Here is a 19,804-nt window from a genome sequence, read left to right as displayed (position 1 = left end):
ACTCTGGGCGACGAGTGTTCGAGCTCGCACTCGGACGGCTGTGGCCGGAGCCCGTCCCGTGCCTAACCTGGGGGCATGGACGTGAACGCGGCGGTCGCCGCAGCGGCAGCGATCGCCGGTGTGCTCACCGGCGTCATCGCCATGCTGGCGTTCCGCTGGAGCGAGCGGGAGCAGAAACGCCCCACCCGCACCTCCCTGCACACGGACCCGGTGCTTCCGCCGGGCGTGGACACGGTGCTGTCCGTTCTCCGGTCCTCGGCCGTCGTACTGGACGAGGCGGACGCCGTGGTCAAGGCCAGCTCCGCCGCGTACGCCCTCGGGCTGGTCCGCGGCGGCAAACTCTCCGTGGACCCCATGCTCCAGATGGCCCGCGACACCCGACGCGACGGGGAGATACGCCAGGTGGAACTGGACCTCCCCAGACGCGGCACCGGCCGTGGCGAGGCCCTCGCCGTCTCCGCGCGCGTCGCACCCCTCGGCTCCCGCCTGGTGCTGCTCCTCGTAGAGGATCTCACCGAGGCCCGGCGCATCGAAGCGGTGCGGCGCGACTTCGTTGCGAACGTCAGCCACGAGCTGAAGACCCCGGTCGGCGCGCTCTCCCTCCTGTCCGAGGCCGTCATGGACGCCTCGGAAGACCCGGAGGCGGTGGAGCGCTTCGCCGGCCGCATGCAGATCGAGGCAACCCGACTGACCAATCTGGTGCAGGAACTCATCGACCTCTCCAGGGTCCAGAACGACGATCCCCTCGAGGACGCCGAACCGGTCCGCGTCGACGAACTCGTCGCCGAGGCCGTCGACCGCTGCCGGCACCAGGCCGGCGCCAAGCAGATCACCATGGCCGCCGGCGGCACCGCCGAGCTGCACGTCTACGGCAACCGCGGCCAGCTCGCCGCCGCCCTCGGCAACCTCGTCGAGAACGCCGTCAACTACTCGCCCGCCCGCACCCGCGTCGGCATAGCCGCCCGCAGGGTGACCGCGCCCGGCGGGGACATGATCGAGGTCGCCGTCACCGACCAGGGGATCGGGATCTCCGACAAGGACAAGGAGCGCATCTTCGAGCGCTTCTACCGCGTCGACCCGGCCCGCTCCCGTGCCACCGGCGGCACGGGCCTGGGCCTCGCCATCGTCAAACACGTGGCCGCCTCGCACGGCGGGGAGGTCACCGTCTGGAGCTCCGAGGGACAGGGCTCCACCTTCACCCTCCGACTGCCGGAGGCGGGAGCGGCCCGCGACCGCGCGCACCAGCACCCCGACCTCGACGGTCTCGATGACGAGCCCGGCGACTCCACCCCTCAGCCATCTTCTTACGAACCGCTCCACTCCCCGGAGGTCCTTCCGTGACCCGAGTGCTCGTCGTCGAGGACGAGGAGTCCTTCTCCGACGCCCTGTCGTACATGCTCCGCAAGGAAGGCTTCGAGGTCGCCGTCGCGACCACCGGGCCCGACGGACTCGACGAGTTCGAGCGCAACGGCGCCGACCTCGTCCTCCTCGACCTGATGCTGCCCGGCCTGCCGGGCACCGAGGTGTGCCGCCAGCTGCGCGGCCGCTCCAACGTCCCGGTCATCATGGTGACCGCCAAGGACAGCGAGATCGACAAGGTCGTCGGGCTGGAAATAGGAGCCGACGACTATGTGACCAAGCCGTTCTCCTCCCGCGAGCTGGTCGCCCGCATCCGCGCCGTCCTGCGCCGCCGCGGCGAGCCCGAGGAGGTCACCCCGGCCGCCCTGGAGGCGGGCCCGGTCCGCATGGACGTGGACCGCCACGTCGTGACGGTCTCCGGCTCCAAGGTCGACCTCCCCCTCAAGGAGTTCGACCTCCTGGAGATGCTCCTGCGCAACGCCGGCCGCGTCCTGACCCGCATGCAGCTCATCGACCGCGTCTGGGGCGCCGACTACGTCGGCGACACCAAGACCCTCGACGTCCACGTCAAGCGCCTGCGCGCCAAGATCGAGCCGGACCCGGGCGCGCCGCGGTACCTGGTGACGGTCCGGGGGCTCGGCTACAAGTTCGAGCCGTAGGCCGACCGCTGACGAACTCACGACGGAAGGGCGGGACCTCTCGGCGAGGTCCCGCCCTTCCGTCGTACGACGATCTCGTACGGCTGCTCAGTGGCCGGCGGCCGCGGTGTCCGTCGACTCGCCCGCGGTCGCCGCGCCGGTCGGCGTGGCCGCGCCGGTCGGGGTGCCCGACGTCGACTCGGAGGGGGAGCCCGAGGTTCCGGCGCCCGGCTCCTCGCTCGTGCTGGGGCTCGACGTGCCGCCCGGCGCCGTCGGGATCTCGGTCGGGCCCCACTTGGAGAAGTAGTTCTTGGACGGGACGACGAACGCGCGCAGGTTCACCTCACCGGTCTTGCTGAAGGTGAAGGTGATCTTCTGGGCGTTGCCGTCCTTGACGGTCTCGCCGATCTCGTTCAGCACGGCGGAGGCGTTGTCCTTGCCACCGAGGATGATCGAGCCGCCGGCCGGGACGGTCACCTTGCCGCTGCCCTTGGCGGGCGTGAGCTCGGCGGTGCCGCCGCCGGCGACGCTCACCGAGTCCAGCGTCTGGGCGGTGCCACCGTTGTTGAAGAGGGTGGCGGAGATGACGGCCGGGCCCTCGGACTCGGCGTCCGGCTGGGTGATGATGACGACGTTCTGGAGCTTGACGTCACCGACCGTCGTGGCAGCGTTGTCCGGCTTGACCTCCAGGGTCTGAGCGTTGTTGCCGGCCGCGCACGCGGAGAGCGAGGCGATCGAGAACGCGATGGCGGCGGCGGTGAGGGCACCGCGTCGAAGGCTGCTGCTCACGGCGGCGGCAACTCCTTGACTCGAGCGAGGCGGCCCGTAAAGCCGCGCTAAGTGTCTGTCAGCGGCCTTAGGTTACCGAGCCGTTCCCGCGTGACCGCACCCGACCCTCCCCCCGAGCGCTCGTCTTCCCTCGTCTTCCCCCGACTTCCCGCCTCTTCCCCCGACTCTCCCCTCGTCTCTTCCCGCGACGGGGCGTAGCCACAGCGCCCACGAGTGACCCACCTGTCACATTGGGCCCGGCGCTCGTCCGCCATTCACATAAGTACCGCCGACCACGCGCCGGGGATTTTCCGTGAAGGAATCCTTGAACCCCGGAATTGATCACCATCCGGCTGGTCGGCCGCCCCCGTGATCAATTCCGGATTCGTCTCGTACCCGACTCCACGCATCGAACGGAGTAGCGGAAGTCGCACGCTTGGAAGCGGACATATGGGGATGTTTGGCCACCCTGAGGGGCCTCCGGATGCGTGTAACGTACGCGTTTCACCTCGCCCGGACAGTGGCTCCGACCTGCGAATACATTCTTCCGCTCGGCCTCCGCAGCACGTTCCTGTTGCTGTTGTCAAGCCCCGAGATATGCCCTGACCTGCGAAAACGCCATTCAGAACCCGCCGTTTCCGTGTTACTCTGGATAGCCACGGAAGGGGTACCTGTCACATGACGTTCAAGGTTGGCGACACCGTGGTCTATCCCCATCACGGGGCCGCGCTGATCGAGGCCATCGAAACTCGCCAGATCAAAGGCGTGGACAAGACCTACTTGGTGCTGAAGGTCGCCCAGGGTGATCTGACGGTACGTGTGCCAGCGGACAATGCGGAGTTCGTCGGCGTGCGTGATGTGGTCGGTCAGGACGGACTGGACCGGGTCTTCGAGGTGCTGCGCGCGCCGTACGCCGAGGAGCCCACGAACTGGTCGCGTCGCTACAAGGCAAACCTGGAGAAGCTCGCCTCCGGCGATGTCATCAAGGTCGCGGAAGTCGTGCGTGACCTGTGGCGTCGTGAGCGCGAGCGTGGACTCTCCGCCGGTGAGAAGCGCATGCTCGCCAAGGCCCGCCAGATCCTGGTGAGTGAGCTCGCGCTCGCGGAGAACACGAACGAGGACAAGGCGGAGGCTCTGCTCGACGAGGTTCTCGCGTCCTGACACCGGCGCAAGCCAGCCTCAGCACATTTGAAATGCCGCGGTGCCCGATGACGTATTCCCCGTCGCCGGGCGCTGCGGCATGTTCGCACTCGGGCGCCGTACGCGTGTTCATCCGCGTGTTCATCTCGGGGGAAGCCCCCGATACTTTGTGTGCCGGGTCCGGGCAGCGGGCTCGACCAGGGTCACGGAAGGGTTCTGGTCAAGCTGTCGTACCCGGCACGCTGAGGCCATACCCACGTAGGCCGAGCATACAAACCTGACAGGAACCGATGTCTGACGTTTCGCCTCCTTCGCCCACGCCTGCACGCACGGCTGCGGTGATCCCGGCCGCCGGCCGCGGCGTACGCCTCGGCCCGGGCGCCCCCAAGGCGCTCCGCGCGCTGAACGGCACCCCCATGCTCATCCACGCGCTCCGCGCACTGGCCGCGTCCCGGGCCGTCTCCCTCGTGGTCGTCGTGGCCCCGCCCGACGGCGCCGCCGAGGTCAAGTCCCTGCTCGACGCGCACGCCCTGCCCGAGCGCACCGACTTCCTCGTCGTCCCCGGCGGCGAGAGCCGGCAGGAGTCCGTGAAGCTCGGCCTGGACGCCCTGCCGCCCGAGTACGACATCGTGCTGGTGCACGACGCCGCCCGTCCCCTCGTCCCGGTCGACACGGTGGACGCCGTCATCGAGGCCGTACGGGAAGGAGCCGTGGCCGTCGTTCCGGCGCTGCCCCTCGCGGACACCGTGAAGGAGGTCGAGCCGGCCGCGAACCCGGGCGAGCCGGAGCCGGTGGTGGCCACCCCCGAGCGGTCCCGCCTCCGCGCCGTCCAGACCCCGCAGGGCTTCGACCGCGCCACCCTGATCCGCGCCCACGAGACGGTCACCGACAACGTCACCGACGACGCGAGCATGGTCGAGCAGCTCGGCGAGACGGTCGTGACCGTCCCCGGCCACGAGGAGGCCTTCAAGGTCACCCGCCCCCTGGACCTGGTCCTCGCGGAGGCGGTCCTGGCCCGCAGGAGGCTCAACGATGGCTTCTGAGGCACCTCTGCTTCCCCAGGTCGGCATCGGCACCGACATCCACGCCTTCGAGGAGGGCCGCGAGCTGTGGTGCGCCGGCCTCAAGTGGGAGGGCGAGGGCACGGGCCTCGCCGGTCACTCCGACGCGGACGTCGTCGCCCACGCCGCCTGCAACGCGCTGTTCTCGGCGGCCGGGCTGGGTGACCTCGGTCAGCACTTCGGCACCGGGCGCCCCGAGTGGTCCGGTGCCTCAGGGGTGACCCTGCTGACGGAGGCCGCCCGGATCGTCCGCGAGGCCGGCTTCGTCATCGGCAACATCGCCGTACAGGTCGTCGGCCCCCGCCCGAAGATCGGCAAGCGCCGCGACGAGGCCCAGAAGCTTCTGTCGGAGGCGGCCGGCGCCCCGGTGTCGGTGTCCGGCGCGACCACCGACGGCCTCGGCTTCCCCGGCCGCGGCGAGGGCCTCATGGCGGTGGCCACGGCGCTGGTGGTGCGCAGCGGCTGACAAAGCCGACCGACGTCACGAATGTGTGGACCTTGGCGGGAACGGGCGCAAGGCATTGCCCTGCGCCTACTACCCTGGACTCGTGACTATTCGCCTGTACGACACCAGCGCCCGGCAGATCCGTGACTTCGCCCCGCTCCAGCCGGGTTGTGTCTCGATCTACCTGTGTGGCGCCACCGTGCAGGCCGCACCGCACATCGGGCACATCCGCTCGGGCCTGAACTTCGACATCATGCGCCGCTGGTTCGAGTACCGCGGCTACGAGGTCACGTTCATCCGCAACGTCACCGACATCGACGACAAGATCATCACCAAGTCGGCCGACCAGGGCCGCCCCTGGTGGTCGATCGGCTACGAGAACGAGCGCGCCTTCAACGACGGCTACACCGCACTCGGCTGCCTGCCCCCGACGTACGAACCGCGCGCCACCGGCCATGTCACCGAGATGGTCGAGATGATGCGCGGGCTCATCGAGCGCGGCCACGCCTACGAGGTCGACGGCAACGTCTACTTCGACGTGAAGTCCTTCCCGGAGTACCTGCGCCTGTCCAACCAGGAGCTGGACAACCTGCTCCAGCCCTCCGGCGAGGGCGAGACCGGCAAGCGGGACTCCCGCGACTTCGCCATGTGGAAGGCGGCCAAGCCGGGCGAGCCGAGCTGGGAGACGCCGTGGGGCCGCGGCCGCCCCGGCTGGCACCTGGAGTGCTCGGCGATGGCCCACAAGTACCTGGGTTCCGTCTTCGACATCCACGGCGGCGGCCTCGACCTGATCTTCCCGCACCACGAGAACGAGATCGCCCAGGCCAAGGCCTACGGCGACGAGTTCGCCCGGTACTGGGTGCACAACGCCTGGGTCACGATGAGCGGCGAGAAGATGTCCAAGTCGCTCGGCAACTCCGTCCTCGTCTCCGAGATGGTCCAGCGCTGGCGCCCGATCGTGCTGCGCTACTACCTCGGCACCCCGCACTACCGCTCGATGATCGAGTACAGCGAGGAGGCCCTGCGCGAGGCCGAGTCCGCGTTCGCGCGGATCGAGGGCTTCGTGCAGCGCGTCGTGGAGAAGGCCGGGGGAGTCGTCGAGCCCTCCGCCGAGGTCCCGCCCGCGTTCGCCGAGGCGATGGACGACGACCTGGGCGTCCCGCAGGCCCTCGCCGTCGTGCACACCACCGTCCGGCAGGGCAACTCCGCGCTGGCCGCCGACGACAAGGAAGCCGCCGTGGCCCGCCTCGCCGAGGTCCGCGCCATGCTCGGTGTCCTCGGCCTCGACCCGCTCGACCCGCACTGGGCCGGCGAGGCCGACCACGGGGACGATCTCCACGGCGTCGTCGACAGCCTCGTACGACTGGTCCTCGACCAGCGCGAGGCGGCCCGCTCCCGCAAGGACTGGGCCACCGCGGACGCCATCCGAGACCAGCTCAACCAGTCCGGGCTCGTCATCGAGGACGGCCCGCAGGGCCCGCGCTGGAGCCTCGGCCCGCGCTGACCCTTTCTTGATCGATTGTGCCGCCCGGCCCTCCGGGCGGCACACTGCATATACGTACACACGCACGCTTCGGCTTCGCAGAGAACAGACAGGTAGGTCATGGCAGCCAACAACCGCCGCATGTCCGGCAAGAAGGGCGCGCAGGTCGGCAGTGGCGGCCAGCGGCGCAAGGGCCTGGAGGGCAAGGGTCCGACCCCGCCCGCCGAGGCGCGCAAGGGACACAAGAAGAACCGCATCTCCAACGCCAAGGCGAAGCAGGCGGTGCGCCGTCCCACAGCGCGCGGCCGGGGCGGCAAGGGCACCTCGGAGATGGTCGTCGGCCGTAACCCCGTCGTCGAGGCGCTGCGCGAGGGCGTGCCCGCGGTGACGCTCTACGTCCAGCAGTTCATCGACAACGACGAGCGGGTCCGCGAGGCGCTCCAGCTCGTCGCCGAGCGCGGCGGCATCCACCTCATGGAGGCCCCCCGCCCCGAGCTCGACCGCATGACCAACGGCCTCAACCACCAGGGCCTCGTCCTCCAGGTCCCGCCGTACGAGTACGCGCACCCCGAGGACCTCGCGAACGCCGCCTACGACAACGGCGAGGACCCGCTCATCGTCGTCCTCGACGGCGTCACCGACCCGCGCAACCTCGGCGCCGTCGTCCGGTCCGCCTCCGCCTTCGGCGGCCACGGCGTCGTCGTCCCCGAGCGGCGCGCGGCCGGCATGACAGCCGGCGCCTGGAAGACGTCCGCCGGTGCGGCCGCCCGGACGCCCGTCGCCCGCGCCACCAACCTGACGCGCGCCCTGGAGGCGTACAAGAAGGCCGGCATCACGGTCGTCGGCCTCGCCGCCGACGGCGAGTCCGAACTCGGTGACCTGGAGGCCCTGTCGGGTCCCGTCGTCATCGTCGTCGGCAGCGAGGGCAAGGGGCTGTCCCGACTGGTCGGCGAGACCTGCGACCACCGGGTGCGGATCCCGATGCCGGGCGGCGCCGAATCGCTCAACGCCGGTGTCGCGGCGGGCATCGTGCTCTACGAGACGGCGCGACGACGCGCCTGAGCGATTGTTCGACGTAGTCACCCACACGGGGTGTTCCTGGCGTTGAGGACAACCTTGACGGGGTCCGGACAGATCCGCCCGGTCAAAGCAGTGTCCTAACCAACCGTCACTCGGTTAGATGAGTGTGGACACCAGAACACCCCGCACACCCACGGGGGACGGCCCGTCGGGATTCGACGACGCTCCCGCGCTGAGCATGGTGAAGGTGCCGAGCGATCCGGCGCAGGTCATCGTCAATCATGCGAGCTTCCGCGTGCAGTTGGGCGCTTCGACGCGGCGCACCCAATCCCCTCGGATCGCACGGCACTTGAGCGCCACCGAGGACTCCGCCCGGATGGCCGCGGCCGGCAGACAGGGCGTGAACGCGGGCGCCCGCCGCCGGCCCGTCGTCTGGAGCGGCAAGTCCGACCCCGACGACACCGGCGCCCACCGCCTGCTCCAGGCCGTGCGGGGCGGCAGCGTCGGCCACGGCGACGAACCCGCCCCGTCCGTCGACGCCGGAGCCACCCAGGTCATCCCCCGGGTCGACGTCAACGGCGGCTACGGCGGCGGCCGTTACGCCGCCGACGGCTACGACGACCTCACCCGGACCGTCGAGACCCCGGTCGTCGGTGCCCAGCGCACACACGACCCGGACGGCACCCGACTCCTGCCGAACATGCGGACCGCGGGCAGCGTCGACGACGAACCCGCCTACGCCGAAGAGCAGTTCGAGGAGCACGGGGAGTACGCGGACCACGGGGAGTACGCGGACCACGGGGCGTACGCGGATCACGAGGAGTACGAGGAGAGCGGCGCCGACCGGAACCGGTCCGCCAAGCGCCACGGCGAAGACCCCGCCCGGCACGCCTACTACCCGGGCCGCCGCATGAACCTGGGCGGCGTCCTCCTCCCGCTCCGGATCTTCCTCGGCTTCATCTCCATCTACGCCGGCATGGGCAAGCTCTGCGACCCCGTCTACTTCGACGGCGGCGAACGCGGCTCCATGGTCAAGTGGCTCAACACCCTGCACCCCTGGGAAGTCGCCGAGCCACTGCGGCAGTTCGCCCTCGAGCACCCCGTCGGTGCCGGCCTCGTCATCGCCTTCTTCCAGGTCATCGTGGGCGTCCTCACGGTCCTGGGCTGCTGGCAGCGGGTCGCCGCGGTCGTCGGCGCCGGCCTCTCCGCCGCGCTCCTCGTCACCGTCAGCTGGAAGAGCGTCCCCGCCTACGACACCCCCGACATCATCTACCTCGCCGCATGGTCCCCGCTGATCATCGCCGGCGCCCCCGTCTACTCCATCGACGGCCGCCTCGCCGGTGCCGCCTGGCGCCGCCTCGGACCTCGCGCCGACCTCTGGGACCTGCGTAGCTTCGTCCTGCGCCGCGGCGCCGTCATCACCGCCATCGTCACCGGGCTCACCCTGCTCGTCGGCTCGCTGCTCGGCGGCGCCGTCCGCGACGCCGACCGCGTCGTCGTCCCCGGACCGGGCGAGGCCCCGCGCAACGAACTGCCCGGCTCCCCGCTCCCCGAGGACCCCGCCGAGCAGGAGCAGAAGGAGAAGGAGACCCCGTCGGCCTCCAGCTCGCCCACCCAGGGCGCCACGGCCACTCCCTCCGCCGGCACGGCCGCCACCTCCGACACCACCCACGACACCGGCACCGCCACCACCGGCTCGCCCAGCCAGACGCAGGGCACCGGCGGCCAGGCCCCGCCGCAGCAGTCCTCCCCGGTCCAGCAGGCCCCCAGCACCAGCTCAGGCCCCACCTCCGGCGGCAGCGCCAGCGGTGGCTCGTCAGGCGGCTCCGACAGCGGAGGTTCCTCCTCCCAGCCGGGCCTGGTGGGCGGCCTGTTGGGGTAACGAAGCCGGTGGGCGGGATCCTGGGCACGCCCGCCGGCTGAACACTTCGGCCCATACGACGAAGGGCCCCGCACTTCAGCAGTGCGGGGCCCTGTAGTCATGCGGGGGCGACGTCCTCAAGGGCCGACGTCCTCAAGGGCCGACGTCCTCAACGGCCGACGTCCTGAAGGGGCCCGGAGCCGTGACAGCATGCGGCTCGGTCGCGTGGGCGCGACCAGCCACAACGGGCCGGCACTTCGCACACGACCGTCACAGGCCCTCAGCGCCCCAACGCGGCGAGCTCCTTGGCCGCCTCCGCCAGATCCTTCGCCGTGTCGATGGCACGCCAATACGCGCCCTGCGGAATCGGGAAGCCGGCCAACCGCCGCTCACGGGCAAGGTGGGGGAACGTCGTGCGCTCATGATCGCCACGCTCGGGCAGCAACCCGGCGAACTCCGGCGAGAAAACGTACACGCCCGCATTGATCTCGTACGTCGTCGGAGGGGACTCGATGAAGTCCGTGACGCGCCCGAAGCCGTCCGTCTTCACCGCCCCCCACGGAATGCGCGGGCGGGCCAGCGCGAGGGTCGCCACCGCGTCGCGCTCGGTGTGGAAGTCCGCCATGTCGCGCAGCGAGAAGCGGGTCCAGATGTCGCCGTTGGTGGCGTACCAGGCCCGGTCCGGGTGCGGGAGATGCGCGGCGGCGTACTTCAGACCGCCGCCGCGGCCGAGCGGCTCCGTCTCCACGACCGTCGTGACGTTCACCGGCAGATCGGCGGTCTCCAGCCACTCCTGCAGGACGTCGGCGAGGTGACCGCAGCTGACCACGACGTCCGTCACGCCCTCCTCCGCCAGCCAGACAAGCTGATGGCCGATGATCGGAGTCCCCGTACCGGGGATCTCGACCATCGGCTTGGGCCGGTCGTCGGTGTAGGGGCGCAGCCGGGAGCCCTGGCCGCCTGCCAGAACGACGGCTTGAACGGGGCGGGACGCGGCGTTCGGATCGGTCATGACCGAACTGTACGTGGCGTCCCGCCCGCGGCCGGGGACGGCAACCGTTCCTTGATCAGCCGTTACCACCTTCCCCCCGGGTCCGCCCTCAGCTGTGTGCCGCCGCGACGCCCGTGGCGAAGGACGTGTCGCAGACCGGGCGGGCGTAGGACTGTGCGCCTGTGGGCCCGTACACACGGACCGCTGCACGGCCCAGGGCACGCGCGATGGACACACAGTGCTTCGCCAGCGACGGACGGTCGTTGACCGCCTCCTGGAGGTGCGTGAGCGCGACGCCCGGGTTCTTCTCCTGGAGTTCGGTCAGGAGCTGGTCGCGCAGCACGTCCTGCGCAGTGCGGGCTGCGGGCGCCTTGGCGTCCGACAGTGTGGCGTCCGACGCGGCGAGCACCGAGTTGGAGGGATTCCCCGACCAGTTGACTCGGGTGACCGCGAGGGTCCCGGAGAGCACCAGGACGACGGGCAGGACGAGGGCGAGGGAGCGGCCGATCCGGCGGGCGGGGCCCCGGCCGCCTCGCGTCTGTTGGTTAGTGGAGTGCTTCACGCGTGTGAGGGTAGCGTGGGGTGATGATTTGGCGACATTTAGTCACCGGTTCGGGGGACGGAATGGTGCCTCTATTTGGGTAGCGCGTTGACGCACACTGCTCGAAATGACCGTTCTGCCGGGGTATTTGGCGACAGCGAAGAGGGCCCCGCAGCAGGCTGCGGGGCCCTCTTCGTCAACCTGGGTGCATTTGCCCGGGTTGGCCGTTCTTTATGCCTCAGTCGGTGAGGCGCTCGCCCGTGGAGGACGAGAACACGTGGGTCTCGCCCGGCCGCGGCACGACGTGCAGCGTGGCGCCCTTGTCCGGGACCGCGCGGCCGCTCACGCGGACGACCAGGTCCTTGAGGTCGTCGCCGACCTTGGCGCTGCCGTAGACGTAACCGTCGGCGCCGAGCTCCTCGACGACGTTCACGGAGACCGCGAGACCGGCCGGGGCGTCCTCGGTGTCCTTCGACAGGGCGGCGGCGGCGGCACCGTTGTGCTCGACGATGTCGAAGTGCTCGGGACGGACGCCGACGGTGACCGTGGTGTCACCCTTGTCGGAGGCGGCCTTCAGCGCCTCACGGTTGACCGGGACGACACTGTTGCCGAACTTCACGCCGCCGTCGGTGATCGGGACCTCGACCAGGTTCATCGCGGGGGAGCCGATGAAGCCGGCGACGAAGAGGTTGGCGGGCCGGTCGTACATGTTCCGCGGCGAGTCGACCTGCTGGAGCAGACCGTCCTTCAGCACGGCCACCCGGTCGCCCATCGTCATGGCCTCGACCTGGTCGTGGGTGACGTAGACGGTCGTGATGCCGAGACGGCGCTGCAGCGACGCGATCTGCGTACGCGTCGACACACGGAGCTTGGCGTCCAGGTTGGACAGCGGCTCGTCCATGAGGAACACCTGCGGCTCACGGACGATCGCGCGACCCATCGCGACACGCTGACGCTGACCACCGGAGAGCGCCTTCGGCTTGCGGTCCAGGTAGTCCGTCAGGTCGAGGATCTTCGCGGCCTCCTCGACCTTCTGCCGGATCTCCGCCTTGTTGACGCCGGCGATCTTGAGCGCGAAGCCCATGTTGTCGGCGACCGACATGTGCGGGTACAGCGCGTAGTTCTGGAACACCATGGCGATGTCCCGGTCCTTCGGCGGCAGGTGCGTGACGTCGCGGTCACCGATGCGGATGGATCCGCCGTTCACGTCCTCGAGCCCTGCGAGCATCCGGAGCGAGGTGGACTTGCCGCAACCCGACGGACCGACCAGGACGAGGAACTCTCCGTCCTCGATGTCGATCTCAAGAGCGTCGACGGCGGGCTTGGTGGAACCCGGGTAGATCCGGGTCGCCTTGTCGAACGAGACAGTGGCCATGGTGAAGGGCCCCCTTCTACCGGCAGGAACGTGCCGGACGATCCGTTGTAGGAAGGTGGTGAGCCGCCCCGGGCGGTGCCGGGGTGGTGTAGTCCACGCGTGTGAACTGGGTCAGGACGGTACCTGGCGTTCACGTCTTCTGTCAGTACCTGGGGGACTGTGAACTTCGCCGAAATTTTCGACAGGGGCACCCTGTGGCCTGGGTACACTGCACGGGCACGCACGCGTCCCACGCGTGCGCAGGCCTCCTTAGCTCAGTTGGCCAGAGCAACGCACTTGTAATGCGTAGGTCGTCGGTTCGAATCCGACAGGGGGCTCCCGGCAACGAAAGGCCCAGGTCAGCGTCTATCTGACCTGGGCTTCTTCATGCTCGCGCACCCAGCGTCCGCAGCGCCCCGTCCGTCAGCCGGTACACCGTCCACTCGTCCTGAGGGCGGGCACCGAGTGCCTCGTAGAAGGCGATCGACGGGGTGTTCCAGTTCAGGACGGACCACTCCAGGCGCTCGTAGCCGCGCTCCACGCAGATGCGGGCCAGCTCGGTGAGCAGGGCCTTGCCGTGGCCTCCGCCTCGGGAGGTGGGGCGGACGTAGAGGTCCTCGAGGTAGATGCCGTGGACGCCCCGCCAGGTGGAGAAGTTCAGGAACCACAGGGCGAAGCCGACCGGTTCCCCGGTCGTGTCGTCGCAGGCGATGTGGGCGAAGGCGGCCGGGTGCTCACCGAAGAGGGCCTCGTGGAGTTGGTCCGGGCTCGCCTTGGCCTCGGCGGGTGCCTTCTCGTACTCGGCGAGTTCGCGGACGAGGGTGTGGATGACAGGGATGTCGGCCGGGGTCGCGGTGCGGATCATGCGGGGGAGGCTAGCCCGGGGCGCTCCTGAGGCGCCTCGCGATTTCCAGTTGCTGTGGGTCCGGCGGGCGGTCGTCCTCGATGTCCCACAGGGCGTTCTGGAGGAGTCGGCCGAGTGTCCAGGCACGCGCGCGTGCGCGGTCCAGGCCGAGGACGTCCGTCATGGCGTCGAAGCGCCGGCGGATCTCGTCGGCGTCGAAGCGGTTGGCGAGGGCGGGCCAGAGTTCGAACCCTGGGTCACCGGCGAGCGGTTTGGGGTCGATGGCGAGCCAGGGGGCACGGTCGGAGGCGAGGACGTTCTCGTAGTGGAGGTCCCAGTGGAGGAGGCGGTCGCCGGGTTCGTCGACGACCTCGCGTACGGCGGCGGCGCAGTCGGTGACCAGGCGGCGGGTGTCCGGGTCCGGGATGCGTTCCAGCGCCCACGGGGTCCGGTCGAGCATGGCGTGTGCGATGTCGCCGAGGCGGCGCAGGCCCGGCGGGGCGGGCACGGCGGTGAGGTGCGACAGGAGGCGGGCGATGACCAGGACGGCTTCGCGGGTGTCGGGCAGGTGGGACAGCATGCGGGTGGGGTCGAGGCGTTCGAGGAGCATGGTGCCGGTTATCTCGTCGTGGTCGAGGAGTCGTACCGCCCGGTCGCCGTTCCAGATGCGCAGGGCGACCGGCTCGCCCTCGCTCTCCTCGTCCAGGAGTTGGAGCTTCAGTACGGCCCGGGTGTCGTCCGCGCGGATGACCGGCAGCACCAGTGCGGCGACCCCGTGCATCGGCTGTCCGTCGACGGTCAGTTCCCAGCGCTCCAGGAAGTCGGCCGTCAGATCCGGTAGCGCGGCGATGAAAGCGCGGCCCGCTGCTCCGTTGAACCTCTCCTGTGATGCGGCCAGCTCGTCCGGAATGTCGATCACGATGCGGACACTACCGGCGTGGGTGAATCGCCTCATGCGAATTGACCGGGGCATCCACAGGGTGTGGACATACGTCCGCAGCGCCCCCGGCACCTATGTCTGGCTGACCGTTCTGTTCGTCACCACGGTGGCCATGCACCGCATGTCCCCTCAGTTCGAGGACGAGTTTCTGCGGCAGCGCTCCACCAATATCCATGAACTGTCGAGCAATCCGGTCCGGGTGCTGTTCGCCAGCGCGATGTGGATCGACGGCGGCCGCTGGCTGCCGTACGCCGTGCTCTACTCCGTTTTCCATGCCCCGGCCGAACGCCGGCTCGGGACCGCGCGCTGGCTCGCGGTGTGCGTGGCCGCGCACGTGCTGGCCTCGCTGATCAGCGAGGGGGCGCTGTTGTGGGGGATCCGGCACGGGATGGCTCCGCGGTCGGCGCTCGACACGCTGGACATCGGCGTGAGTTACGCGCTGGCGGGCGTGGTCGCCGTCCTCGCGTATCTGATCCCGAGCCCTTGGCGTTACGGGTACGCGGTCGCCGTGCTTCTCGTCTACGGGGTGCCGTTGGTCGCCGGTCGCACCTTCACCGATCTGGGGCATTTCGCTTCCATGCTGATCGGATTCGGGTGTTATTCGCTGGTCAGAGGGCGGGTGAAAGCGCGAAATCCGAAGGAGACAGTGCCCGCCGTGAGGGGTTGACGTCTGGTCAGGAGCAGCTCGGATCGGGTGGCGCGGCGGCACTGGGCGTGGCCGTGGGCGTTCTCAGGCCACCGACTCCGGTACCGCGTCCTGCGCCGGGACGCCCCGCTTCGGCGGCTTCGTCGTCACCATCAGGCCCGCGACCAGGCCGGCCAGCAGCATGATGCCGGCGGCCCACCAGATGGCGACCGTGTAGCCGTGGACGACGGCCTCCTTGGCGATCAGGGCCTGCGGGCCGCCGTCGCCGAGGTGGGCGGTGACGTAGGCCGTGGTGCTGGTCGTGGCGATCGTGTTCAGGAGGGCCGTGCCGATGGAACCGCCGACCTGCTGCGAGGTGTTGAGGGTCGCCGAGGTGACGCCCGAGTCCTGCGGGGCGACGCCCGCGGTCGCGGTGGAGAACACCGGCATGAAGGTCAGGCCCATGCCGAGGCCCATCAGGATCAGCGCGGGGAGGATGTCGGTGGCGTACCCGCTGTCCACGGTCAGCTGCGTGAGGATCACCATGCCGCTCGCCGCGAGGAGCATGCCGGGGACCATCAGCATGCGCGGCGGTACGCGGTTTATCAGCCGGGCGGAGATCTGCGTGGAGCCGGTGATGATGGAGGCGGTCAGCGGCAGGAAGGCGAGGCCGGTCTTGACCGGCGAGTACTCGAGGACGACCTGCAGGTAGTACGTCATGAACAGGAACAGGCCGAACATGCCGATGACGGCGAGGCCCATGGTCAGGAAGCAGCCGGCGCGGTTGCGGTCCTTGATGACGTGGAGGGGCAGCAGGGGCATCGGGGCCCGGGACTGCCACCACACGAACGCCGCGAGGAGTACGACTCCTGCCGCCAAGAGCGTGAGGACCAGGGGGTCGGTCCAGCCCCGGGGCTCGGCCTCGCTGAAGCCGTAGACGATCGAGACCAGGCCGCCGCAGCCGAGCAGGACGCCGGGGACGTCGAGGCGGGCGCCGGTGCGGCCGGGGCGGTCGTGCAGCAGGGCGAGGGCGCCGAAGACGGCCGCGACGGCGATGGGGACGTTGACGTAGAGACACCAGCGCCAGTCCAGGTACTCGGTGAGCAGACCGCCGACGATGAAGCCGATCGCGGCGCCGCTGCCGGCGAGGGCGCCGTAGATGCCGAAGGCCTTTCCGCGTTCCTTGGGGTCGGTGAAGGTCGTCGTCAGCAGGGAGAGCGCGGAGGGGGCCAGCAGGGCGGCGAAGGCGCCCTGGAGGGCGCGGGCGCCGAAGAGCATGGCGGGGGTGGTGGCGGCGCCGCCGAGTGCGGAGGCGGCGGCGAAGCCGACGAGGCCGATGACGAAGGTGCGTTTGCGACCCACCAGGTCGGCGATCCGGCCGCCGAGCAGGAGGAGGCCGCCGAAGGCGAGCGTGTAGGCGGTGATGACCCATTGCCGGTTGCCGTCGGAGATGCCCAGGTCGCGCTGTGCGGAAGGGAGCGCGATGTTCACGATGGTCGCGTCGAGGACGACCATCAGCTGCGCGAGGGCGATGATCACCAGGCCCCACCAGCGGCGGGGGTCGGCGTTCACGTGATCACCTGGCGGAGCGACGCTCACCCGGTCAGCAGACCACGGATCGGGGCCTGTCGCATTCGCAGAGGTCATGGTTCCAGGACTACCTTTCCGGTCGTTCCGCGGGTCTCCAGGGCCCGGTGCGCGGCGGCCGCCTCGGAGAGTGGGAAGCGCTGTACGGCGGGGGTGAGGCGGCCCTCGGCGGCCTGGGTGAGGGCGCGCAGTTCGAGGGTGCGTACGGGGTTGGGGCCGCCGGCCCTCTGCATCATCACGGGGCCGAGGACCTGCTCGGACACTCCGTCGACGAGGTAGGGCTTGCCGTCGTGGATGCCGGCCCCGGACCAGCCGAAGACGAGGTGCTTGCCGCCGGGGCCGAGGAGGGCGACGGTCTCGCGGGCGACGTCGCCGCCGACGCCGTCGAAGACGACGGTGGCGGTACGGCCGCCGAGGTAGGCGCGGATCTTGTCCGGCCAGGCGGGGTCCGTGTAGTCGACGGCGAGGTCGGCGCCGTTCGCCTGGACGCGGGCGGCCTTCTCCGGGCCGCCGGCGAGGCCGATGACGGTGGCGCCGGCGTGCTTGGCGTACTGGACGAGGAGGGTGCCGATGCCTCCGGCGGCGGCCGGGATCACGGCGACCGCGTCGGGGCCCAGCTCGGCGAACTGCAGGATCCCCATCGTCGTACGGCCCGTGCCGATCATGGCGACGGCCTGGGCGAAGTCCAGGTTCGCGGGGATCTCGTGGACGCGTTCGACCTCGGTGACGGCGAGTTCGGCGTAGCCGCCCGGGGCGAACCCGAGGTGGGCGACCACGCGCTTGCCGAGCCACGGCACGGAGACGCCCTCGCCGAGGGACTCGACGACGCCGGCGACCTCGCGGCCGGGGATCGTGGGCAGGGTGGGCAGCGCGGGGAGGGGGCCCTGCACGCCCTCGCGCAGGGCGGTGTCCAGGAGGTGGACGCCGGCCGCTTCCACGGCGATACGGACCTGGCCGGGGCCGGGCCGGGGGTCGTCGACCTGCTCGTGGGTGAGGTTGTCGGCCGGGCCGAAGGCGTGCAGGCGGATGGCGTGCATGTGAGGTCCCCCATCGGTTGCTGGTGCTGTGGTCAGGACGCCACTCTTCAACCTCAAGCGTGCTTGAGGTCAAGAGCGCTCCGGCCGAGGGCGAGCGAGACCGCGGTCAGGGCGCTGTTGAAGGAGACCTCGGACAGGACGCCGGGGGCGGCGACCTGGTCGCCGGCGAGGTAGACGCCGTCGCCGCGGTCGACGGCGGGCCGGTCGCGCCAGCTGGTCCCCGGCAGGTCGACGGCGCCGGTGCGGCCGTTCGCGACGGCCTCGGACCGCCAGGTGACGCGCCCGCGCCAGCCCTCGAAGGCGAGGTCGAGAAGCTGCTCGGCGCGGGCGATGCCGTCGGCCTTCGTCTCGTGCGGGGCGATCGGGATCTGGCCCTGGATGAGCTGCTCGCCGGCGGGGGCGAGGGAGCGGTCCTGGGCGGTGAACCGTTCCATCCAGCCGGGGGAGTCGAGGTCGGAGACGGCGAAGGCGTCGCCGCGCCGGGTGCGTACGCCGAGGTCGATGAGGGTGGTACGGCCGCCGGTCCAGGTCAGGGAGTCGTCGCGGAGGAGGCGGCGGGCGGCGTCGAGTGACGTGGCGACCACCACGGGAGTGTCGGTGGGCAGGGTGTCGACCCGGGACAGCGTCTCCATCCGGACGCCCAGATTCCAGGCCCGGGCGGCCATCCGGTCGATGACGGTGGCCCAGCCGCCGCGCGGGTAGTGGGCCTCGGGCGGGAGCTTGGTGGCACGGCGCAGGCGTTCCTGCACGAACGCGGCGGACAGGGAGCCGGGGTCGTGGTGGAAGAGGGCGACGGCGGAGTAGTGCGCGGCGGCGCGGGCCCCCTCCTCGCCGGCCTGTTCGGTCGCCCAGGTCATGAAGTCGACGTCGACGGGCGCCTGTCGGGCGCCCGGGCGCAGCAGCTTGAGCATCGCGAAGGGTGGGGTGCGGCGCAGCACGCCCTTGTGCCGCAACCGCATCCGGGCCGCCTCCAGGGGCGGGATCGGCGCGAGCGGGCCGATGAGGTCGCGCTGCTGGAGCCAGGTCCAGTGCGGGCCGCCTTTGTAGAGGGCGTGCGGTCCTTCGTTCGTGCGGTACGGCCCCTCGGCGGTCCGCGCCCGCCCGCCGAGGGTGTGGTGCGCTTCGTGGATGGTGACCTTGGCGCCCGCCTCGGCGGCGGTGACGGCGGCGGTGAGTCCGGCGAAGCCGCCGCCGATGACGGTGATGCGGTGCATGGCTGGGGTCTCCCTCTGGTCGGGTCGCCTTGCTGTTCCTGAGTGCTGTTTCTGGGTGCTGTTCCTGGGGCGGTGTTCCTGGGCCGCTGTTTTGTGAGTCGCTGTCTTGTGAGTACGACTGATGGAGGCCTCGAAATGTGACATCGGGGGAGTCTTCGCAGGTCAGGGTGATTGTCAGTGGTGGGGTGCAGCATGGGGGCATGGCGAGGAGAGCGGTGGGTGGGACGGGTGGGGCCGGCGGGGCCGGGATGAAGGCGGCTCGGCGGCCGGAGGTGCGGCTGCCGCCGCTGGAGCCGTACGGCGGTGGGGGGTTGGAGCCGGACGGGGACTACGACGGGCTGGAGTTCGCGGAGGCGGACTTCGCCGGGCAGGACGGGCGGGGCGCCCGTTTCATGGACTGCGCGCTGACGGGGTGCGCGCTGGACGAGACCCGGCTGCACCATGCGCGCGTCCTGGACTCGGTCCTCACCGGCGTCCGGGGTGTGGGCACCGACCTGGCCGAGTCGACCCTGCGTGACGTCGAGTTGGTCGACGCCCGGCTCGGCGGGGTGCAGTTGCACGGAGCCGTCCTGGAGCGCGTCCTGGTCCGCGGCGGCAAGATCGACTACCTGAACCTGCGCACCGCCCGCCTCAAGGACGTCGTCTTCCAGGGCTGCGTCCTGGTCGAGCCGGACTTCGGGGGTGCCCGGCTGGAGCGGGTCGAGTTCGTGGACTGCGAGCTGAAGGGGGTCGATCTCAGCGCGGCCACGCTCAAGGACGTCGACCTGCGCGGGGTCGCTTCGCTGGAGATCGCACGCGGCGTGGACCGGCTGGCGGGGGCGGTGATCAGTCCGGCCCAACTGCTGGATCTGGCGCCGGTGTTGGCGGCTGAGCTGGGGATTCGGGTGGAGGGCTGA

Annotated in this window: 19 protein-coding genes and 1 tRNA gene; 11 read left to right on the top strand and 9 right to left on the bottom strand. The window is 70.5% G+C overall.

Annotation, left to right across the window (positions count from 1 at the left end; all coding sequences use genetic code 11):
- Nucleotides 1-75: 75 nt before the first annotated feature.
- Together ADK57_RS15160 and ADK57_RS15155 are read left to right on the top strand one after the other, a co-directional pair.
- Complete coding sequence (locus tag ADK57_RS15160) at nt 76-1,341, top strand: sensor histidine kinase (RefSeq protein ID WP_053749985.1); 1,266 nt, start codon at nt 76-78, stop codon at nt 1,339-1,341.
- Nucleotides 1,338-2,018: a response regulator transcription factor gene (locus tag ADK57_RS15155; protein ID WP_015659563.1), complete on the top strand. Its 681-nt coding sequence runs from the start codon at nt 1,338-1,340 to the stop codon at nt 2,016-2,018. The genes ADK57_RS15160 and ADK57_RS15155 overlap by 4 nt, the downstream gene beginning before the upstream one ends.
- An 87-nt stretch (nt 2,019-2,105) precedes the next feature.
- On the opposite strand, the gene ADK57_RS15150 is transcribed toward ADK57_RS15155, so the two are convergent.
- On the bottom strand, nt 2,106-2,786 hold the full coding sequence (locus ADK57_RS15150) for a hypothetical protein (protein ID WP_053749984.1): 681 nt from the start codon (nt 2,784-2,786) through the stop codon (nt 2,106-2,108).
- A gap of 657 nt (nt 2,787-3,443) precedes the next feature.
- Here ADK57_RS15150 and ADK57_RS15145 point away from each other — a divergent pair.
- From ADK57_RS15145 to ADK57_RS15120, 6 genes are all read left to right on the top strand, one after another.
- On the top strand, nt 3,444-3,926 hold the full coding sequence (locus ADK57_RS15145) for a CarD family transcriptional regulator (RefSeq protein WP_003953493.1): 483 nt from the start codon (nt 3,444-3,446) through the stop codon (nt 3,924-3,926).
- Nucleotides 3,927-4,195: 269 nt separating this feature from the next.
- Entirely contained in the window at nt 4,196-4,948 is a 753-nt protein-coding gene (gene ispD, locus ADK57_RS15140; RefSeq protein ID WP_053749983.1) for a 2-C-methyl-D-erythritol 4-phosphate cytidylyltransferase, read from the top strand.
- Nucleotides 4,938-5,432: a 2-C-methyl-D-erythritol 2,4-cyclodiphosphate synthase gene (gene ispF / locus ADK57_RS15135; RefSeq protein ID WP_053749982.1), complete on the top strand. Its 495-nt coding sequence runs from the start codon at nt 4,938-4,940 to the stop codon at nt 5,430-5,432. The genes ispD and ispF overlap by 11 nt, the downstream gene beginning before the upstream one ends.
- An 82-nt stretch (nt 5,433-5,514) precedes the next feature.
- Nucleotides 5,515-6,915 (top strand): cysteine--tRNA ligase, encoded by a 1,401-nt coding sequence (cysS, locus tag ADK57_RS15130; RefSeq protein WP_053749981.1) that lies wholly within the window; start codon nt 5,515-5,517, stop codon nt 6,913-6,915.
- A 99-nt stretch (nt 6,916-7,014) separates the two neighbouring features.
- Entirely contained in the window at nt 7,015-7,956 is a 942-nt protein-coding gene (rlmB, locus tag ADK57_RS15125) for a 23S rRNA (guanosine(2251)-2'-O)-methyltransferase RlmB (protein ID WP_053749980.1), read from the top strand.
- A 118-nt stretch (nt 7,957-8,074) separates the two neighbouring features.
- Nucleotides 8,075-9,796 (top strand): DoxX family protein, encoded by a 1,722-nt coding sequence (locus tag ADK57_RS15120; protein WP_078973127.1) that lies wholly within the window; start codon nt 8,075-8,077, stop codon nt 9,794-9,796.
- 259 nt (nt 9,797-10,055) lie between these two features.
- Here the strand turns inward: ADK57_RS15120 and ADK57_RS15115 are convergent, their stop codons facing one another.
- The 3 genes from ADK57_RS15115 to ADK57_RS15105 form a co-directional block, all read right to left on the bottom strand.
- Entirely contained in the window at nt 10,056-10,787 is a 732-nt protein-coding gene (locus tag ADK57_RS15115; RefSeq protein WP_053749978.1) for a nucleotidyltransferase family protein, read from the bottom strand.
- Nucleotides 10,788-10,875: 88 nt separating this feature from the next.
- Nucleotides 10,876-11,328, bottom strand: coding sequence for a hypothetical protein (locus ADK57_RS15110; RefSeq protein ID WP_053749977.1), 453 nt, complete (start codon nt 11,326-11,328; stop codon nt 10,876-10,878).
- Between the two features lie 217 nt (nt 11,329-11,545).
- Nucleotides 11,546-12,682, bottom strand: coding sequence for an ABC transporter ATP-binding protein (locus ADK57_RS15105; RefSeq protein ID WP_053749976.1), 1,137 nt, complete (start codon nt 12,680-12,682; stop codon nt 11,546-11,548).
- Between the two features lie 243 nt (nt 12,683-12,925).
- On the opposite strand from ADK57_RS15105, the gene ADK57_RS15100 reads away from it, so the two are divergent.
- Nucleotides 12,926-12,999, top strand: a tRNA-Thr gene (locus ADK57_RS15100).
- Nucleotides 13,000-13,046: 47 nt separating this feature from the next.
- On the opposite strand, the gene ADK57_RS15095 is transcribed toward ADK57_RS15100, so the two are convergent.
- Both ADK57_RS15095 and ADK57_RS15090 read right to left on the bottom strand, forming a co-directional pair.
- The gene (locus tag ADK57_RS15095; RefSeq protein WP_053749975.1) at nt 13,047-13,526 is read right to left on the bottom strand and encodes a GNAT family N-acetyltransferase; all 480 of its coding nucleotides are present in this window, start codon (nt 13,524-13,526) and stop codon (nt 13,047-13,049) included.
- 10 nt (nt 13,527-13,536) lie between these two features.
- Nucleotides 13,537-14,460 carry an aminoglycoside phosphotransferase family protein gene (locus tag ADK57_RS15090; RefSeq protein ID WP_053749974.1) on the bottom strand — a complete coding sequence of 308 codons (924 nt, stop codon included), beginning with the start codon at nt 14,458-14,460 and terminating at the stop codon, nt 13,537-13,539.
- On the opposite strand from ADK57_RS15090, the gene ADK57_RS15085 reads away from it, so the two are divergent.
- The gene (locus ADK57_RS15085; RefSeq protein WP_107091551.1) at nt 14,459-15,112 is read left to right on the top strand and encodes a rhomboid-like protein; all 654 of its coding nucleotides are present in this window, start codon (nt 14,459-14,461) and stop codon (nt 15,110-15,112) included. The two genes, ADK57_RS15090 and ADK57_RS15085, sit on opposite strands and share 2 nt — an antisense overlap.
- Before the next feature lie 63 nt (nt 15,113-15,175).
- On the opposite strand, the gene ADK57_RS15080 is transcribed toward ADK57_RS15085, so the two are convergent.
- The 3 genes from ADK57_RS15080 to ADK57_RS15070 all read right to left on the bottom strand — a co-directional run bounded on the left by ADK57_RS15080 (nt 15,176) and on the right by ADK57_RS15070 (nt 18,908).
- Nucleotides 15,176-16,609, bottom strand: coding sequence for an MFS transporter (locus ADK57_RS15080; protein ID WP_420711858.1), 1,434 nt, complete (start codon nt 16,607-16,609; stop codon nt 15,176-15,178).
- Between the two features lie 104 nt (nt 16,610-16,713).
- Nucleotides 16,714-17,694 (bottom strand): zinc-binding dehydrogenase, encoded by a 981-nt coding sequence (locus ADK57_RS15075; protein WP_053749972.1) that lies wholly within the window; start codon nt 17,692-17,694, stop codon nt 16,714-16,716.
- A 53-nt stretch (nt 17,695-17,747) separates the two neighbouring features.
- Nucleotides 17,748-18,908, bottom strand: coding sequence for an NAD(P)-binding protein (locus ADK57_RS15070; RefSeq protein WP_053749971.1), 1,161 nt, complete (start codon nt 18,906-18,908; stop codon nt 17,748-17,750).
- Between the two features lie 200 nt (nt 18,909-19,108).
- Here ADK57_RS15070 and ADK57_RS15065 point away from each other — a divergent pair, with 200 nt between their 5' ends.
- Nucleotides 19,109-19,804, top strand: a complete 696-nt coding sequence (locus ADK57_RS15065) for a pentapeptide repeat-containing protein (RefSeq protein ID WP_199830582.1) — start codon at nt 19,109-19,111, stop codon at nt 19,802-19,804.

Origin of the sequence: Streptomyces sp. MMG1533, from assembly GCF_001279775.1 — a bacterium.
In the GTDB taxonomy this organism is placed as follows: Bacteria; Actinomycetota; Actinomycetes; order Streptomycetales; family Streptomycetaceae; genus Streptomyces.
This window is presented reverse-complemented; position numbering and strand designations above follow the sequence as displayed.

Bases quoted from the DNA above. Each gene is read 5' to 3' on its own strand.
- ADK57_RS15105 (WP_053749976.1), bottom strand. From the start codon at position 12,682: ATGGCCACTGTCTCGTTCGACAAGGCGACCCGGATCTACCCGGGTTCC.
- ADK57_RS15160 (WP_053749985.1), top strand. From the start codon at position 76: ATGGACGTGAACGCGGCGGTCGCCGCAGCGGCAGCGATCGCCGGTGTG.
- ADK57_RS15075 (WP_053749972.1), bottom strand. From the start codon at position 17,694: ATGCACGCCATCCGCCTGCACGCCTTCGGCCCGGCCGACAACCTCACC.
- ADK57_RS15115 (WP_053749978.1), bottom strand. From the start codon at position 10,787: ATGACCGATCCGAACGCCGCGTCCCGCCCCGTTCAAGCCGTCGTTCTG.
- ADK57_RS15145 (WP_003953493.1), top strand. From the start codon at position 3,444: ATGACGTTCAAGGTTGGCGACACCGTGGTCTATCCCCATCACGGGGCC.
- ADK57_RS15120 (WP_078973127.1), top strand. From the start codon at position 8,075: ATGAGTGTGGACACCAGAACACCCCGCACACCCACGGGGGACGGCCCG.
- ADK57_RS15085 (WP_107091551.1), top strand. From the start codon at position 14,459: ATGCGAATTGACCGGGGCATCCACAGGGTGTGGACATACGTCCGCAGC.
- ADK57_RS15065 (WP_199830582.1), top strand. From the start codon at position 19,109: ATGGCGAGGAGAGCGGTGGGTGGGACGGGTGGGGCCGGCGGGGCCGGG.
- ispD (WP_053749983.1), top strand. From the start codon at position 4,196: ATGTCTGACGTTTCGCCTCCTTCGCCCACGCCTGCACGCACGGCTGCG.
- ADK57_RS15070 (WP_053749971.1), bottom strand. From the start codon at position 18,908: ATGCACCGCATCACCGTCATCGGCGGCGGCTTCGCCGGACTCACCGCC.
- ADK57_RS15095 (WP_053749975.1), bottom strand. From the start codon at position 13,526: ATGATCCGCACCGCGACCCCGGCCGACATCCCTGTCATCCACACCCTC.
- ispF (WP_053749982.1), top strand. From the start codon at position 4,938: ATGGCTTCTGAGGCACCTCTGCTTCCCCAGGTCGGCATCGGCACCGAC.
- rlmB (WP_053749980.1), top strand. From the start codon at position 7,015: ATGGCAGCCAACAACCGCCGCATGTCCGGCAAGAAGGGCGCGCAGGTC.
- ADK57_RS15090 (WP_053749974.1), bottom strand. From the start codon at position 14,460: ATGAGGCGATTCACCCACGCCGGTAGTGTCCGCATCGTGATCGACATT.